The 15,798-nt window shown below is 68.1% G+C and carries 16 protein-coding genes; 10 read left to right on the top strand and 6 right to left on the bottom strand.

Annotation, left to right across the window (positions count from 1 at the left end; all coding sequences use genetic code 11):
- Window position 1: 1 nt before the first annotated feature.
- Window positions 2-2,008, bottom strand: a complete 2,007-nt coding sequence (locus AC5Y6X_RS22905; protein ID WP_499989672.1) for a prolyl oligopeptidase family serine peptidase — start codon at window positions 2,006-2,008, stop codon at window positions 2-4.
- 98 nt (window positions 2,009-2,106) lie between these two features.
- Between AC5Y6X_RS22905 and exaC the strand changes: the two genes are divergently transcribed.
- From exaC to AC5Y6X_RS22875, 6 genes are all read left to right on the top strand, one after another.
- Window positions 2,107-3,630 carry an acetaldehyde dehydrogenase ExaC gene (gene exaC / locus AC5Y6X_RS22900; protein WP_499989443.1) on the top strand — a complete coding sequence of 508 codons (1,524 nt, stop codon included), beginning with the start codon at window positions 2,107-2,109 and terminating at the stop codon, window positions 3,628-3,630.
- The gene (locus tag AC5Y6X_RS22895; protein ID WP_499989442.1) at window positions 3,631-4,152 is read left to right on the top strand and encodes a DUF779 domain-containing protein; all 522 of its coding nucleotides are present in this window, start codon (window positions 3,631-3,633) and stop codon (window positions 4,150-4,152) included. It abuts the gene before it with no gap.
- 10 nt (window positions 4,153-4,162) lie between these two features.
- Complete coding sequence (locus tag AC5Y6X_RS22890) at window positions 4,163-4,441, top strand: putative holin (RefSeq protein WP_499989441.1); 279 nt, start codon at window positions 4,163-4,165, stop codon at window positions 4,439-4,441.
- Between the two features lies 1 nt (window position 4,442).
- Window positions 4,443-4,982: a hypothetical protein gene (locus tag AC5Y6X_RS22885; protein WP_499989671.1), complete on the top strand. Its 540-nt coding sequence runs from the start codon at window positions 4,443-4,445 to the stop codon at window positions 4,980-4,982.
- A gap of 105 nt (window positions 4,983-5,087) precedes the next feature.
- Window positions 5,088-6,482, top strand: coding sequence for a dihydrolipoyl dehydrogenase (gene lpdA / locus AC5Y6X_RS22880; protein WP_499989440.1), 1,395 nt, complete (start codon window positions 5,088-5,090; stop codon window positions 6,480-6,482).
- Between the two features lie 2 nt (window positions 6,483-6,484).
- A complete protein-coding gene (locus AC5Y6X_RS22875; protein WP_499989439.1) occupies window positions 6,485-6,763 on the top strand; it encodes a hypothetical protein in 279 nt (92 codons plus the stop codon).
- Here AC5Y6X_RS22875 and AC5Y6X_RS22870 read toward each other — a convergent pair whose 3' ends face one another.
- On the bottom strand, window positions 6,764-7,243 hold the full coding sequence (locus tag AC5Y6X_RS22870; protein WP_499989670.1) for a carboxymuconolactone decarboxylase family protein: 480 nt from the start codon (window positions 7,241-7,243) through the stop codon (window positions 6,764-6,766).
- 83 nt (window positions 7,244-7,326) lie between these two features.
- The gene (ramB, locus tag AC5Y6X_RS22865; RefSeq protein WP_324682020.1) at window positions 7,327-8,742 is read right to left on the bottom strand and encodes an acetate metabolism transcriptional regulator RamB; all 1,416 of its coding nucleotides are present in this window, start codon (window positions 8,740-8,742) and stop codon (window positions 7,327-7,329) included.
- A gap of 162 nt (window positions 8,743-8,904) precedes the next feature.
- On the opposite strand from ramB, the gene AC5Y6X_RS22860 reads away from it, so the two are divergent.
- The 4 genes from AC5Y6X_RS22860 to AC5Y6X_RS22845 all read left to right on the top strand — a co-directional run bounded on the left by AC5Y6X_RS22860 (window position 8,905) and on the right by AC5Y6X_RS22845 (window position 13,134).
- On the top strand, window positions 8,905-9,699 hold the full coding sequence (locus AC5Y6X_RS22860) for an acyl-ACP thioesterase domain-containing protein (protein WP_324682019.1): 795 nt from the start codon (window positions 8,905-8,907) through the stop codon (window positions 9,697-9,699).
- Window positions 9,700-9,978: 279 nt separating this feature from the next.
- Window positions 9,979-11,265, top strand: a complete 1,287-nt coding sequence (gene aceA / locus AC5Y6X_RS22855; protein ID WP_499989438.1) for an isocitrate lyase — start codon at window positions 9,979-9,981, stop codon at window positions 11,263-11,265.
- Window positions 11,266-11,351: 86 nt separating this feature from the next.
- Window positions 11,352-12,203 carry a 3-hydroxybutyryl-CoA dehydrogenase gene (locus AC5Y6X_RS22850; RefSeq protein ID WP_499989437.1) on the top strand — a complete coding sequence of 284 codons (852 nt, stop codon included), beginning with the start codon at window positions 11,352-11,354 and terminating at the stop codon, window positions 12,201-12,203.
- A 70-nt stretch (window positions 12,204-12,273) separates the two neighbouring features.
- The gene (locus AC5Y6X_RS22845) at window positions 12,274-13,134 is read left to right on the top strand and encodes a cyclopropane mycolic acid synthase family methyltransferase (protein ID WP_499989436.1); all 861 of its coding nucleotides are present in this window, start codon (window positions 12,274-12,276) and stop codon (window positions 13,132-13,134) included.
- A gap of 3 nt (window positions 13,135-13,137) precedes the next feature.
- Here the strand turns inward: AC5Y6X_RS22845 and pcaA are convergent, their stop codons facing one another.
- The 3 genes from pcaA to AC5Y6X_RS22830 all read right to left on the bottom strand — a co-directional run bounded on the left by pcaA (window position 13,138) and on the right by AC5Y6X_RS22830 (window position 15,783).
- On the bottom strand, window positions 13,138-14,001 hold the full coding sequence (pcaA, locus tag AC5Y6X_RS22840) for a cyclopropane mycolic acid synthase PcaA (protein WP_499989435.1): 864 nt from the start codon (window positions 13,999-14,001) through the stop codon (window positions 13,138-13,140).
- Between the two features lie 74 nt (window positions 14,002-14,075).
- Complete coding sequence (locus AC5Y6X_RS22835; RefSeq protein ID WP_499989434.1) at window positions 14,076-15,086, bottom strand: prenyltransferase; 1,011 nt, start codon at window positions 15,084-15,086, stop codon at window positions 14,076-14,078.
- Window positions 15,079-15,783 (bottom strand): TetR/AcrR family transcriptional regulator, encoded by a 705-nt coding sequence (locus tag AC5Y6X_RS22830; RefSeq protein ID WP_324682011.1) that lies wholly within the window; start codon window positions 15,781-15,783, stop codon window positions 15,079-15,081. Before AC5Y6X_RS22830 ends, AC5Y6X_RS22835 begins: the two co-directional genes overlap by 8 nt.
- Window positions 15,784-15,798 lie beyond the last annotated feature (15 nt).

Genomic DNA, 15,798 nt, shown 5'->3' with positions numbered 1-15,798 from the left:
TTCACGGTTGGCCTCCCAGCATCCGCCACAGGAACGAGAAACTCAGCGCCGACTTGAACGCGACCTGCTCGTTGTCGGCCGCGCCGGCGTGCCCGCCCTCGATGTTCTCGTAGTACCACGCCTTGTGGCCGGCGGCCTGCAACGCCGCCGCCATCTTGCGGGCATGGCCCGGGTGTACCCGGTCGTCGCGGGTGGACGTGGTGAACAGCACCGGCGGGTACCGTCGTGCCGGCGAAATGTTCTGGTACGGCGAGTATTTCGAGATGAACGCCCAGTCGTCCGGGTTGTCCGGGTCGCCGTACTCGGCCACCCAGGAGGCGCCCGCGAGCAGCAGGTGGTAGCGCCTCATGTCCAGCAGCGGCACGTCGCACACCAGCGCGCCGAACTTCTCCGGGTACTGGGTGAGCATGATGCCCATCAGCAGCCCGCCGTTGCTGCCGCCGCGGGCGCCGAGCTGCTCGACGGTCGTGACGCCGCGGCTCACCAGATCGGTTGCCACCGCGGCGAAATCCTCGGCCACCTTGTGCCGGCCCTCGCGCATCGCCTGGGTGTGCCAGCCGGGCCCGTACTCGCCGCCGCCGCGGATGTTCGCCATCACGAAGGTCCCGCCGCGGGCCAGCCACAGCCGGCCCAACACGCCGTCGTACCCGGGCGTCCTGGCCACCTCGAACCCGCCGTAGCCGCTCAGCAGGGTGGGGCCCGGGCCGTCGGCGTCGCGGGGCCGCACCACGAAGTAGGGGATCGAAGTCCCGTCGTCCGACGTCACGAAATACTGTGCCACGGATAGGTTTTCGGCGTCGAAGAACGCCGGCGCGGATTTGATCGGCTCCAGTTTCCCGTCGCCGGCGCCGCGCATCAGCCGCGACGGCGTGACGAATCCGCTGGAGTCGAGGAAGAACTCGTCGCCGGTGTGGTCGGCGGCGGCCACGACGGTGTTGGTGGCGGGCGGGATGCCCGGCACCGGCTCGCGCCGCCACTCGCCGGGCGTGGCCATCTCCACGCGGCTGGCCACGTCGGCCAGGGTGACGATCAGCAGCCGATCCTTGGTCCACGCGTAGTGGTTCAGCGCGGTGTGCCCGTCGGGCTCGAACACCACCCGCAATTGCGCCGTGCCGGCGAGGAATTCGTCGTAGTCGGCGGCCAGCAGCGAACCCGCGGCGTACACCGCGTCGCGGAAGTACCAGTCGCTGCGCAGCTCGATCAGTATCCACTCGCGGTGCACCGACACGCCGGCGTCGGTGGGCGCGTCGATGCGGATCAGCTCCGGGCCACGCAGCTCGTAGATCTCGTCGTTCCAGAAGTCGAGAGCGCGGCCCAGCAGGGTGCGCTCGAAGCCGGGTGTCCGGTCCACCGAGGCGGAGACGCGGACGTCGGAAGCGGTGCCCTCGAACACGGTCTGCGCGTCGGCCAGCGGCGTGCCCCGCCGCCACCGCTTGATCACCCGCGGGTAGCCCGATTCGGTGAGCGAGCCGGGACCGAAATCGGTGCCCACCAGCACGGTGTCCGGGTCGGCCCAGGCGACCTGCGACTTGGCCTCGGGCAGCGCGAACCCGTCGTCAACGAATTGCCTTGTCGCCATGTCGAATTCGCGCACGACGGACGCGTCCGAGCCGCCGGGGGACAGGCCGATCAGCGCGCGGGTGTATTCGGGTTCGATGACGCCGGCGCCGGCCCACACCCACTTCTCGCCGTCGGCGCGGCCCAGCTCGTCGACGTCGATCAGCACATCCCACTCGGGGGCGTCGGTGCGGTAGCTGTCCAGGGTGGTGCGCCGCCACAGTCCGCGCGGGTTGGCGGCGTCGCGCCAGAAGTTGTACAGGTGCTCGCCGCGGCGCACGACGTAGGGGATTCGCGCGTCGGTGTCGAGCACCTCGAGCGCCTCGGCGCGCATCCGCTCGAAGGACGCGTCGCAGAATTCGGTCAGCGTCGGCTCGTTGCGGGCCCGCACCCAGTCCAGCGCCGCGTCGCCGGTGACCTCCTCGAGCCACAGGTACGGGTCGTCGGTCATGTCGGCGCCGGCGGCGGCCTCGGAAGTCATGGAGCCCATTGTGGACCCGGCGGTAGTGTGAGTTACATCGCACAAGGACAGAACAGGAGTGAGAGCAGATGACTGTTTTCGCACGTCCGGGCGCCGCCGGGGCATTGATGTCATACGAATCCCGGTACGACAACTTCATCGGGGGCCAGTGGGTCGCGCCGGCGGGCGGCCGCTACTTCGAGAACCCGACGCCGGTGACCGGCCAGACGTTCTGCGAGGTGGCCCGCTCCGACGAGGCCGACGTCGACAAGGCGCTGGACGCCGCGCACGCCGCGGCCCCGGCGTGGGGCAAGACGGCGCCCGCCGAGCGGGCGGCGATCCTGAACAAGATCGCCGACCGCATCGAGGAGAACACGGCCGCGCTGGCCGTCGCCGAGGTCTGGGACAACGGCAAGCCGATCCGCGAGGCGCTGGCCGCCGACATCCCGCTGGCCGCCGACCACTTCCGCTACTTCGCGGCGGCGATCCGCGCGCAGGAGGGCTCGCTGTCGCAGATCGACTCCGACACCGTCGCGTATCACTTCCACGAGCCGTTGGGCGTGGTGGGGCAGATCATCCCGTGGAACTTCCCCATCCTGATGGCCTCCTGGAAGATGGCGCCGGCGCTGGCGGCCGGCAACGCGGTGGTGCTCAAACCCGCCGAGCAGACCCCGGTGTCGGTGCTCTACCTGATGTCGCTGATCGCCGACCTGCTGCCGGCCGGCGTGGTCAACGTCGTCAACGGGTTTGGCGCCGAGGCCGGCAGGCCGCTGGCGTCGAGCAACCGGATCGCCAAGGTGGCGTTCACCGGGGAGACCACCACCGGGCGGCTGATCATGCAGTACGCGTCGCAGAACCTGATCCCGGTCACCCTGGAGCTCGGCGGCAAGAGCCCCAACATCTTCTTCTCCGACGTGATGGCCGCCCATGACGACTTCCAGGACAAGGCGCTGGAGGGGTTCACCATGTTCGCCCTCAACCAGGGCGAGGTGTGCACCTGCCCGTCCCGCAGCCTGATCCAGGCCGACATCTACGACGAGTTCCTCGAGCTGGCCGCGATCCGCACCAAGGCCGTCCGGCAGGGCGACCCGCTGGACAGCGAGACGATGCTGGGCTCGCAGGCGTCCAACGACCAGATGGAAAAGATCCTGTCCTACATCGAGATAGGCAAGGACGAGGGCGCCAAGATCATCACCGGTGGGGAGCGCGCCGAGCTGGGCGGCGACCTGTCCGGCGGCTTCTACATGCAGCCGACGATCTTCGCCGGCAACAACAAGATGCGGATCTTCCAGGAGGAGATCTTCGGGCCGGTGGTGGCGGTGACGTCGTTCTCCGACTACGACGACGCGATCTCGATCGCCAACGACACCCTCTACGGCCTGGGCGCGGGGGTGTGGTCGAGGGACGGCAACACCGCCTACCGGGCCGGCCGCGACATCCAGGCCGGCCGGGTGTGGGTCAACTGCTACCACGTGTACCCGGCGCACGCCGCGTTCGGCGGCTACAAGCAGTCGGGCATCGGCCGGGAGAACCACAAGATGATGCTCGACCACTACCAGCAGACCAAGAACCTGATGGTGTCCTACTCGCAGAAGGCGCAGGGGTTCTTCTAGATGGGTCTCGGGCCTCCATCAGGAGTTGTGCTGACCGCTGCGGCCGCCGAACTGCTGGCGCGGCTGCAGGATCGGCACGGCCCGGTGATGTTCCACCAGTCCGGCGGCTGCTGCGACGGGTCCTCGCCGATGTGCTACCCGCGCGGGGACTTCATCGTCGGCGACCGCGACGTGCTGCTCGGCGTGCTCGACGTGGGCGACGACTCCGACGGGGTTCCGGTGTGGATTTCCGGCCCGCAGTACGACGCCCACTATCGGGGCGACAAGCGCACCCAGCTGGTCATCGACGTGGTGCCCGGCCGCGGCGGCGGCTTCAGCCTCGAGGCGCCCGAGGGGGTGCGGTTCCTGTCCCGCGGCCGGGTGCTGGCCGACGCCGAAAAGGCCGAACTGCAAGGCACTCCCGTGATCACCGGGGCGGCCTACGAGCGCGGCGAACGCCCGCCGGTGCGCGGCGCGGTGGTGGAGCTGAACTCGGCGGCCGCGCCGGAAACGTGCCCCGTTGGGGGTCGGGAATCGCAGTAAGGTCGTCACCGTGATCCCGCTTCCACGTCCCTGGCTGCTGGCCGGCGCCATGCTGGTCGGCAGCGCGGTCGGGCTGCTGGCGGGGGTGGCGTTCGCCGTCGCGGTCCACGCCAGCATTCGCCCGGACGTCGCCATCGCGCTGGTGGTCGGGGTGCCCAGCCTGATCGGGCTGGTGACGATCGTGTTGTCCGGGCGTCGCTGGGTCACCATGGTCGGCGCGTTCATCCTGGCGGTGGCGCCGGGCTGGTTCGGCGCCCTCGTCGCTCTGCGGGTGGCCGCCGGTGCCTGAGTTGCCCGACGAGGACCGCGACACCCACCCGCGCACCGAGGCGTTCGTGCCGGATTTCGGCGACTCCGACGACGACAGCGGCGCGCAGCCGATCGCCCAATCCGCTGGGGCCGCCGACAAACCCGAGCCGCCCGCGGCGGAGCCGTCGGCGCCCGAGGAGGGGGCGGAGCCCGAGGCGCCCGCGACGCCGGCGCCGCCGGTCACCGTGCCCGGCCGCTACCAATACCTCAAGTGGTGGAAGTTGGTGCTGGTGATCCTCGGCGTGTGGGTCGTCACCGGTGAGGTGGGGCTGAGCCTCTTCTATTGGTGGTATCACACCATCGACAAGACGCTGCCGGTCTTCATGGTGCTGGTCTACGTCGTCGCCTGCGTGGTCGGCGGCGTGCTGCTGGCGATGGTGCAGGGCAGGCCGTTGATCTCGGCGCTGTCGATCGCGGTGATGTCCGGGCCGTTCGCGTCCGTCGCGGCCGCCGCCCCGCTGTACGGCTATTACTACTGCGAGCGGGTGGGCCACTGCCTGATCGGCGTCATCCCGTACTGATCCGAGCCGCGACCGTGTGGCCTATGGACGAGTCGAAGGCAGTTCGCATACCTACGGCCCACACTCGGCGCCGCGGGGTTGGGGCGGCCCCACTAGTCTGGGGCCGTGACCCACTATGACGTCGTCGTGCTCGGGGCCGGCCCCGGCGGTTATGTCGCAGCGATTCGTGCCGCGCAGCTGGGCTTGAACACCGCAATCGTCGAACCGAAGTACTGGGGCGGCGTCTGCCTCAACGTCGGCTGCATCCCGTCCAAGGCGCTGCTGCGCAACGCCGAGCTCGCTCACATCTTCACCAAGGAGGCCAAGGCCTTCGGCATCGGCGGCGAGGCGACCTTCGACTACGGGGTCGCCTTCGACCGCAGCCGCAAGGTGGCCGAGGGCCGCGTCGCCGGCGTGCACTTCCTGATGAAGAAGAACAAGATCACCGAGATCCACGGGTACGGCCGGTTCACCGACCCCCGAACGCTGTCGGTGGATCTCAACGACGGGGGCACCGAGACCGTCACGTTCGACAACGCCATCATCGCCACCGGCAGCAGCACCCGGCTGGTTCCGGGAACGTCGCTGTCGGCCAACGTGGTCACCTACGAGGAGCTGATCCTGACCCGCGAGCTGCCGGCGTCGATCATCATCGCCGGGGCCGGGGCCATCGGCATGGAGTTCGGCTATGTGCTGAAGAACTACGGCGTCGACGTCACCATCGTCGAGTTCCTGCCGCGGGCGCTGCCCAACGAGGACGCCGAAGTGTCCAAGGAGATCGAGAAGCAGTTCAAGAAGCTGGGCGTCAAGGTGCTGACGGGAACCAAGGTCGAGTCCATCTCCGACGACGGCGCGGTGGTGCGGGTGACCGTCAGCAAGGATGGGAACGCCGAGGAGCTCAAGGCCGAAAAGGTGTTGCAGGCCATCGGTTTTGCGCCCAACGTCGAGGGCTACGGCCTGGAGGCGGCCGGCGTCGCGCTCACCGACAGCAAGGCCATCGGCGTCAACGACTACATGGTCACCAGCGTCCCGCACATCTACGCGATCGGCGACGTCACCGGAAAGCTGATGCTGGCCCACGTCGCCGAGGCCATGGGTGTGGTTGCGGCCGAAACCATCGCCGGCGCAGAGACTTTGGCTCTCGGCGACTACCGGATGCTGCCGCGCGCCACGTTCTGCCAGCCCAACGTCGCCAGCTTCGGGCTCACCGAGCAGCAGGCCCGCGACGAGGGCCACGACGTGGTGGTGGCCAAGTTCCCGTTCACCGCCAACGGCAAGGCCCACGGCGTCGGCGACCCCAGCGGCTTCGTCAAGCTGGTCGCCGACGCCAAGCATGGCGAGCTGCTCGGCGGGCACCTGATCGGCCACGACGTCTCCGAGCTGCTGCCGGAGCTGACCCTGGCGCAGAAGTGGGACCTGACGGCCACCGAGCTGGCCCGCAACGTGCACACCCATCCGACGATGTCGGAGGCGCTGCAGGAGTGCTTCCACGGCCTGACCGGCCACATGATCAACTTCTGAGCATGACCGGCATCACCAGCGAGACCGTCGTCGGCGCGATCGGCGGGGTGGTCGTCGGGTATGTGCTGTGGCTGATCGCCATTTCGATCGGGGACAACGCGACGGCGGGCCGGTGGGGCCCGCTGGTGTTGCTGATCTCGGTGGTGCTGGGAACCGGCGCGGCGCTGTGGGGGTTGTGGCTGCGCCGGCGCGGCAAACGGCTGTGGGCGGCGTTCGCCTTCGCGCTGCCGGTCCTTCCGGTGGCGCTGACGCTGGCCGTGCTGGCCGACGTCTACCTGTAGCTAGCCCGGCCTGTCCAACGGGATGTTCAGCGCGGCCATGGTCGCGGCCAGCCCGTCGTATTGGCTTGTGAGCAAACAGAATTCGATCAGCTGGCGCCGATCCAGGTGAGCCGCCAGCCGCTGCCAGCTGGCGTCGGTGACCGTGCGGTCCTGGACGAACTCGTCCGTGGCCGCCAGCAGCGCCCGCTGCCGCTCGGTGAGTGCCTCGCCGCCGTCGGGCCAGGCGAAGATGGCGGCCTGCAGGTCGTCGTCCAGTCCCTGCTTGCGCGCCATCCCGCGATGGTGCTGCAGCTCGTATTCGCACCCGCGCACGTGCGCGACCCGCAGGATCACCAGCTCGGTGTCGACCGCCGGCAGCCGCCCCCGCAGCAGCCGCCCGCTGTACATCGACCAGGTCCAGAACAGCAGCTGGCGCTGCCCCAGGGTGGTGAACAGGTGCATCTCCGGCACCCGCATCCGGCGCGCGGCCAGCTTCGCCATCAGCCAGTTGATCGGGCCCAGCTCCCGGAACCGGCCCGGCGGGATGCGGCCGGTGTGATCGGCCTGACCGTCGTGCGCCGCGGTCACGGCTGCTTCACCAGGTAGGGCGACACGGTGCTGCGGTGCTCGTCGAGATCGAGCGCGCGCCCCAGCGCGGGGAACGCCCGCTGCGGGCAGTTGTCGCGTTCGCACACCCGGCAACCCGCGCCGATCGGCGTCGCCACGTCTCCCGACAAGTCGAGTCCTTCCGAGTAGACGAGCCGGTGCGCGTGCCGCAGTTCGCAGCCCAGCCCGATCGCGAAGGTTTTACCCGGCTGACCATACCGCGCGGCGCGGCGCTCCACGGTGCGTGCCACCCACATGTAGTTGCGGCCGTCGGGCATCTGGGCGATCTGCACCAGGATCTTGCCCGGGTTGGCGAACGTCTCGTAGACGTTCCACAGCGGGCAGGTGCCGCCGCTCGAGGAGAAGTGAAAACCCGTGGCGGACTGGCGCTTTGACATGTTGCCTGCGCGGTCGACCCGGATGAACGAAAACGGCACGCCCCGCATCGACGGCCGCTGCAGCGTCGAAAGCCGGTGCGCGATGGTCTCGTAGCTCACCGAGTAGAACGCCGACAGCCGTTCGACGTCGTAGCGGAAATTCTCGGCGACGTCGTGGAATTGGCGATACGGCAGCACCGCGGCCGCCGCGAAGTAGTTGGCCAGCCCCAGCCGGGCCAGCGTGCGCGACTCGTCGCTGGTGAACTTGCCCTGCTCGACCATGCTGTCGATCAGGTCGCCGAACTCGAGGTAGGCCAGCTCGGCGGCCATCTTGAACACCTGCTGCCCCGACGCCAGGTGACTGCTGATCTCCAGCGTCTTGGTCTGCGGGTCGTAGCGGTGCAGCACGGTGTCGCCGAGATCGATGCGCCGGTTGATGTGCACGCCGTGCACCTCGGTGAGGCGGCGGGTCAGCTCGCTGGCCAGGTCGCCGTGGTGCAGGCGCATCTGGGTGGTCAGCTCCTCGGCGGCGGTGTCCAGCTCGTGCAGGTAGTTCTGCCGCTCGTAGAAGTAGTCGCGCACCTCCTCGTGCGGCATGGTGATCGACCCGGTGCCGCTGCCGTCGAAGAACCGCTCCTCGGTGGCCGCGGCCAGCTGCGCGGTGGTGATCCGGTAGCGCCGGTGCAGGTTGACCAGCGCGCGGGCCAGCGCGGGATGCGCGTTCACCATCTCGGCGACCTCGGGCGGCTCGACGTCGATGCCCAGGTCGCGGTCCATCGTCACCTCGCGCAGCTCGGCGACGAGCCGGGTGTCGTCCTGGGGCGCGAAGAAGGTCGCGTCCACCCCGAACACCTCGCTGATCCGGAGCAGCACGGCCACCGTCAGCGGCCGGACGTCGTGCTCGATCTGGTTGAGGTAGCTGGGCGAGATCTCCAGCATCTGGGCCAGCGCGGCCTGGCTGAACCCGCGCTCGCTGCGCAACTGGCGAACGCGCGAGCCGACGAATGTCTTGGGCACCCGACCGAGCGTACCCGCACCTGCGAAGACGCCGTTGGCAGAGTTGGCACGACGGCGCGATCCGATCGCGATTGGCGTTTTGAAGTTGCCATTTGGCATCATGCGCAGCGGCGCCCGGGGTTAACCTGGGATACCGATGCGGAGGGAACGGGGAGCGAAGCCGTGAGCCTGGACAAGACAATGATGCCGGTGCCCGACGGCCACCCGGATGTATTCGATCGCGAATGGCCGCTGCGGGTCGGCGACATCGACCGCACCGGCCGGCTGCGGCTGGACGCGGCCTGCCGGCACATCCAGGACATCGGCCAGGACCAGCTGCGCGAGATGGGTTTCGAGGAGACCCACCCGCTGTGGATCGTCCGGCGCACCATGGTGGACCTGATCCGCCCGATCGAATTCCAGGACATGCTGCGCTGCCGGCGCTGGTGCTCGGGCACCTCGAACCGGTGGTGCGAGATGCGGGTCCGCATCGACGGGCGCAAGGGCGGCCTGATCGAGTCCGAGGCGTTCTGGATCAACATCAACCGGGAGACCCAGATGCCCGCGCGCATCGCCGACGACTTCCTGGCGGGCCTGCACAAGACCACGTCTATCGATCGGCTGCGCTGGAAGGGCTACCTGAAGCCGGGCAGCCGCGACGACGCGACCGAGATCCACGAGTTCCCGGTCCGGGTCACCGACATCGACCTGTTCGACCACATGAACAACTCGGTGTACTGGAGCGTGGTCGAGGACTACCTGGCCTCGCATCCCGAGCTGCTGCAGGTGCCGCTGCGCACCACCATCGAGCACGAGGCGCCGGTCGCCCTGGGCGACAAGCTCGAGATCATCTCGCACATTCACCCGGCCGGCTCCACCGACCAGTTCGGCCCCGGGCTGACCGATCGCACTGTTACAACCCTCACATACGCCGTCGGCGACGAGACCAAAGCCGTCGCCGCGCTCTTCTCCCTGTAGGCCAAACGGGGCGCTAAGCGGCTTGCTCAATTTTCCGTCTTGACCTGCGGCGTTGCGGTTACCGGCCGGTAGCTTCTGAAACGGTTAAGTTCCTACGCGGCTTCGCAAGATTTGCAAATTCGACGAAACTCGTTGCGGAAATTGGCAAATGAAACGGGTGGACCAGGGCGAACCCGCTGTGCCAAGGTCGAGTTAGCACGCCAGTGAAGTTGAGCCTCCAGCTACCGCCGGACGGCGGAGTGGCGTCAACCGTTCACCGTTTGCAAAGGAGTTAACCCAATGTCTGTCGTTGGCACCCCGAAGAGCGCCGAGCAGATCCAGCACGACTGGGACACCAACCCGCGCTGGAAGAACGTCAGCCGCACCTACACCGCCGAGGACGTCGTCGCCCTGCAGGGCAGCGTGGTCGAGGAGCACACCCTGGCCCGCCGCGGCGCCGAGGTGCTCTGGGAGCAGCTGCACGACCTGGAGTGGATCAACGCGCTGGGCGCGCTGACCGGCAACATGGCCGTCCAGCAGGTGCGCGCCGGCCTGAAGGCCATCTACCTGTCGGGCTGGCAGGTCGCCGGCGACGCCAACCTGTCCGGCCACACCTATCCCGACCAGAGCCTGTACCCGGCCAACTCGGTGCCGCAGGTGATCCGCCGAATCAACAACGCGCTGCTGCGCGCCGACGAGATCGCCAAGGTCGAGGGCGACCGGTCGGTGGAGAACTGGCTGGCGCCGATCGTCGCCGACGGCGAGGCCGGCTTCGGCGGCGCGCTCAACGTCTACGAGCTGCAGAAGGCGATGATCGCCGCGGGCGTCGCGGGCTCGCACTGGGAGGACCAGCTGGCCTCGGAGAAGAAGTGCGGCCACCTCGGTGGCAAGGTGCTGATCCCGACCCAGCAGCACATCCGCACGCTGACGTCGGCCCGGCTGGCGGCCGACGTGGCCGACGTGCCCACGGTGGTGATCGCCCGCACCGACGCCGAGGCCGCGACGCTGATCACCTCTGACGTCGACGAGCGCGACCAGCCGTTCATCACCGGCGAGCGGACCAAGGAGGGCTTCTACCGGGTGCGCAACGGCCTCGAGCCCTGCATCGCCCGGGCCCGGGCCTACGCCCCCTACTCCGACCTGATCTGGATGGAGACCGGCACGCCGGACCTGGAGCTGGCCGCGAAGTTCGCCGAGGGCGTCAAGGCGGAGTTCCCCGACCAGATGCTGGCCTACAACTGCTCGCCGTCGTTCAACTGGCGCAAGCACCTCGACGACGCCACCATCGCCAAGTTCCAAAAGGAGCTTGCCGCAATGGGATTCAAGTTCCAGTTCATCACGCTGGCCGGCTTCCACGCGCTGAATTACTCGATGTTCGACCTGGCCTACGGCTACGCCCGCAACCAGATGAGCGCGTACGTCGAGCTGCAGGAGCGCGAGTTCGCCGCCGAGGAGCGGGGTTACACCGCGACCAAGCACCAGCGCGAGGTGGGCGCCGGTTACTTCGACCGGATCGCCACCACGGTGGACCCGAGCTCGTCGACGACCGCCCTGACCGGCTCGACCGAAGAGGGCCAGTTCCACTGAGTTAGTCTGCCGAGCAGACGCAAAAGCACCCTTTTCCGCCCGAAATGAGGTGCTTTTGCGTCTGTTCGCGCATGTGAGGAGGCACAGTGATCCAGCGAGTGGGTGTGATCGGGGCCGGGCAGATGGGGTCCGGCATCGCCGAGGTCGCGGTCCGCGCCGGCGTCGCCGTGACGGTGTACGAGCCCAGCGAGGAGCTGCTCACGGCCGGACGCAACCGCATCGTCAAGTCGCTGGAGCGCGGCGTCAGCGCGGGCAAGGTGACCGAGCGGGAGCGCGACCGCGCGCTGGACGGGCTGACCTTCACCACGGACCTGGGCGACCTGGCCGACCGGCAGCTGGTGATCGAGGCGATCGTCGAGGACGAGGCGGTCAAGGCCAAGGTCTTCGCCGAGCTCGACCGGGTCATCACCGACCCCGACGCGGTGCTGGCGTCGAACACGTCGAGCATCCCGATCATGAAGATCGCCGCGGCCACCAAGAACCCGCGACGCGTGCTGGGCCTGCATTTCTTCAACCCGGTCCCGGTGCTGCCGCTGGTCGAGCTGGTGAGCACGCTGGTCACCGACGACGCCGCGGCCACCCGCGCCGAGGAGTTCGCCAGCGCGGTCCTGGGCAAGCAGGTGGTGCGCTGCTCCGACCGGTCCGGCTTCGTGGTGAACGCGCTACTGGTGCCCTACCTGCTGTCTGCGATCCGGATGGTCGAGGCGGGTTTCGCCACCGTGGAGGACGTCGACAAGGCCGTCGTCGCCGGGCTCTCGCACCCGATGGGCCCGCTGCGGCTGTCCGACCTCGTCGGGCTGGACACCCTCAAGCTGATCGCGGACAAGATGTTCGAGGAATTCAAGGAGCCCCTTTACGGTCCGCCGCCGCTGCTGCTGCGCATGGTGGAGGCGGGTCGGCTGGGCAAGAAATCGGGCCAGGGGTTCTATTCGTACTGACGCGGTCCGTCGGTTGGTTCGGCGTCGGGTAGCATACTCGCGACAACCAACGAGAGGTATTTCGCAGAGCATGGCTCAATTGAGGCCGTATTACGAAGAGTCCCAATCCATCTACGACGTTTCAGACGAATTTTTCGCATTATTCCTAGACCCGACGATGGGCTACACCTGCGCCTATTTCGAGCGTGACGACATGACGCTCGAGGAGGCCCAGAACGCCAAGTTCGACCTGGCGTTGGGAAAGCTGAACCTCGAGCCGGGGATGACGCTGCTCGACGTCGGTTGCGGTTGGGGCGGGGCGCTGCAACGGGCGATCCAGAAGTACGACGTCAACGTCATCGGAATCACGTTGAGCCACAACCAGTTCGAGTACAGCAAGGCAAAGCTGGCCGGGCTGTCGACCGGGCGCAACGTCGAGGTGCGGTTGCAGGGCTGGGAAGAGTTCGAGGACAAGGTCGACCGGATCGTGTCGATCGGCGCCTTCGAGGCGTTCAAGTCGGAGCGCTGGCCCGCGTTTTTCGAACGCGCCCACGACCTTCTTCCCCGCGACGGCAGAATGTTGTTGCACACCATTTTGACGTACACCCAAAAACAGCTGCACGAGCAAGGCGTCAAGCTCACGATGAGCGACGTGCGATTCATGCGATTCATCGGCGCGGAAATTTTCCCGGGCGGGCAGTTGCCGGCGCAGGAGGATATTTTCAAATGTGCGCAGGGCGCCGGGTTCTCGGTGGAAAAAGTGCAATTGCTGCGGGAGCATTACGCGCGCACGCTGAACATGTGGGCCGCCAACCTTGCGGCCAACGAGGACGAGGCGGTCGCCACCCAGTCGCAAGAGGTCTACGACCGCTACATGCGCTACCTACAGGGCTGCGAGGACTTCTTCCGCCGGGGCATCACCAGCGTGGGACAATTCACCCTGGTGAAGTAGTCGCTACTTCTCACAGGTGAACTGGGCGACGTCGGTGTAGCCGCCGCGGAACAGCTTGGCGCAGCCGGTCAGGTAGTGCATGTAGCGGTCATAGACCTCCTGCGACTGCGTCGCGACGGCCTGGGCCCGGTTGGCCTCGAGCGCCGCGGCCCAGGCGTCGAGGGTGCGCGCGTAGTGCAGCTGCAGCGACTGCACCCGGGTCACCTCGAAGCCGGCCGCGCCCGCGTGCTCCTCGACCGACGGGATGGTCGGCAGCCAGCCGCCGGGGAAGATCTCGGCCAGGATGAATTGGGTGAAGTGCACGATCTCGTGCGTCAACTTCATGCCGCGGGCCCGGGCGTCCTTGAAGGTGGGGCGGGTGATGGTGTGCAGCAGCATCACGCCCGCGGCGGGCAGCGCCCGGTACGCCATCTCGAAGAAGCGCGTATACCGTTGGCGGCCAAAGTGTTCGAAGGCGCCAATCGACACGATGCGGTCGACGGGCTCGTCGAACTTCTCCCAGCCCTCCAGCAACACCCGCGCCGAGCGGGGCGTGTCCATCCGGTCGAACCCCTTCCGGACATGCTCGGCCTGGTTCTCCGACAACGTCAGGCCCACGACGTTGACGTCGTATGTCTCGATGGCGCGCCGCATGGTCGCGCCCCAGCCGCACCCGATGTCCAGCAGCGTCATCCCCGGCTCCAGGTCCAACTTGCACAGCGCCAGGTCGATCTTGGCCAGCTGGGCCTCTTCCAGCGTCATGTCGTCGCACTCGAAGTACGCGCAGCTGTAGGTCTGGGTGGGGTCGAGGAACAGCCGGAAGAAGTCGTCCGACAGGTCGTAGTGGGCTTGCACGTTCCCGAAATGCGGCGTGAGTTGCACAGCCATATAGAGGCAGAGCCTTTCCGTTTCAGTGCATGCTAGCCGCCGCGATCGCGCGCGTCGCATTCAGCGCGCCGGGCTCACCAAACCCGCAGCACGGCGCCGATCGCGAGGCCGGCCACCAGCAGCGCACCGGCCTGCCGCACGTGCACCCACGCCAGCGCGGCATACCACAGCGGCCACACCGGGAAGTTCGGCGGCGGCTCGGCGGGCTTCGGCCGTCTGAAGTACGGCCACACCTTCGCCAGCCGGGGCAGCGCGGCGGCGACCACCAACGCGGGCCAGGGCATCGCGCCCGCCGCGACGGCCACCGCGACCAGCACATAGAAGCCGACCATCATGCCCAGCGTCGCGACGCGGGCGCGCGCCTCGCCGAGCAGCACCGGCAGCGTCCGGATCCCGAGCGGCTCGTCGTAGGGGATCTTGTCGATGTGCTTGCCCATCAACACAGTCGTGCACAACAAGCCGTAGGGCAGCGAGGCCAGCACGACGTCCCAGCCGACCGCTCCGACGGCGGAGTAGTACGTTCCGCACACCATCAGCGGACCCCAGACGACGAAGACGTCGGGCTCGCCCAGGCCGCGCTTCTTCAGCCGCAGCGGCGGGGCCGTGTAGGCGACGCTGAGGGCGAACCCGCCGAGCGCGAACGCGAGCACGGGCCAGCCGCGGGCCCACGTCAGCGCGACCAGGATCGCCAGGTCGGCGACGTTCACCAGCAGGATCGCCAGCCCCAGCGTGCGCCGGCTGATCAGCCCGGACAGCACCGGGTGCGGGGCGTACAGCGCGCGCGGGTAGCTGGCGCTGTCGGTGCCGACCCGGGTGTCGTAGAGGTCGTTCATCAGGTTGTTTGCGGTGTGCGCCAAGGTGATTCCGAGCACCGCCAACACCAGCCACCGCCAGTCCAGGCCGGGCTTGCCGACCGCGAGCAGCGCGGCCACCAGGCCGGACACCAGCGTCATCGGCAGCACCGCCGCGCGGGTGACGACCAGCCACCGCGTGACGGTGTCGACCGGCCCGTCCGGGGGCGGGTTGGTGGTGCGCAGCGCGTATGCCCACGACCTCAGCCGCGAGGCCACGCCCGGCTCAGTCATCGGCCGGGGGCGGGACGATCGGCGAGGGATGCGGCTCCTCGCGGAACTTTTCCAGTGATCCGCCGACCTCGACGATGCCGCACAGCGCGCTCCAGCTGAGCATGGTCAGGTAGTCGATCAGCTCGTCGCGGCTCATCCGGGGATCCGACATCCACGAGTGGGTGGCCAGCTGCACGCCGCCGACGATCAGGTAGGCCCACGGCTCGGCGCCGCGGGTGTCCATCCCGGCCTGCTGCATGCGCCGGCGCATCATCACCGCGAGCATCCGGGCGATGATGCGCTCGGAGTCGGCGATCACCTTGCTGTGGCTGGCCGAGCTGTTCGCCATCACGAACCGGTACGGCTCGGGCTCGTTCGCCACGGTGTCGACGTAGACCCGGATGACCTCGCGGGTCAGGTCGAAGCCGTCCAGGTTGGACGACAGCGCGGCCGCCATGTTGGGTATCAGCGTGGTCTGCGTGAACCGCATCATCACGGCCGTCGTCAGGTCGTTCTTGTCGACGAAGTAGCGGTAGAGCACGGTCTTGGAAACGCCGATCTCGGCCGCGATGTCGTCCATGCTCAGGAAGCGCCCGCGCTGCCGAATCGCCTCGATTGTGCCGTCGACCAACTCATTGCGGCGGTCGACCTTGTGCTGATGCCAGCGCCGCTTGCGACCATCCATCTTGGCGGTCGCAGCCGGGATTTGCTCTGTCACTGTCGCCGAATTCCG

Source organism: Mycobacterium sp. NGS26 (genome assembly GCF_059813025.1).
This window is presented reverse-complemented; position numbering and strand designations above follow the sequence as displayed.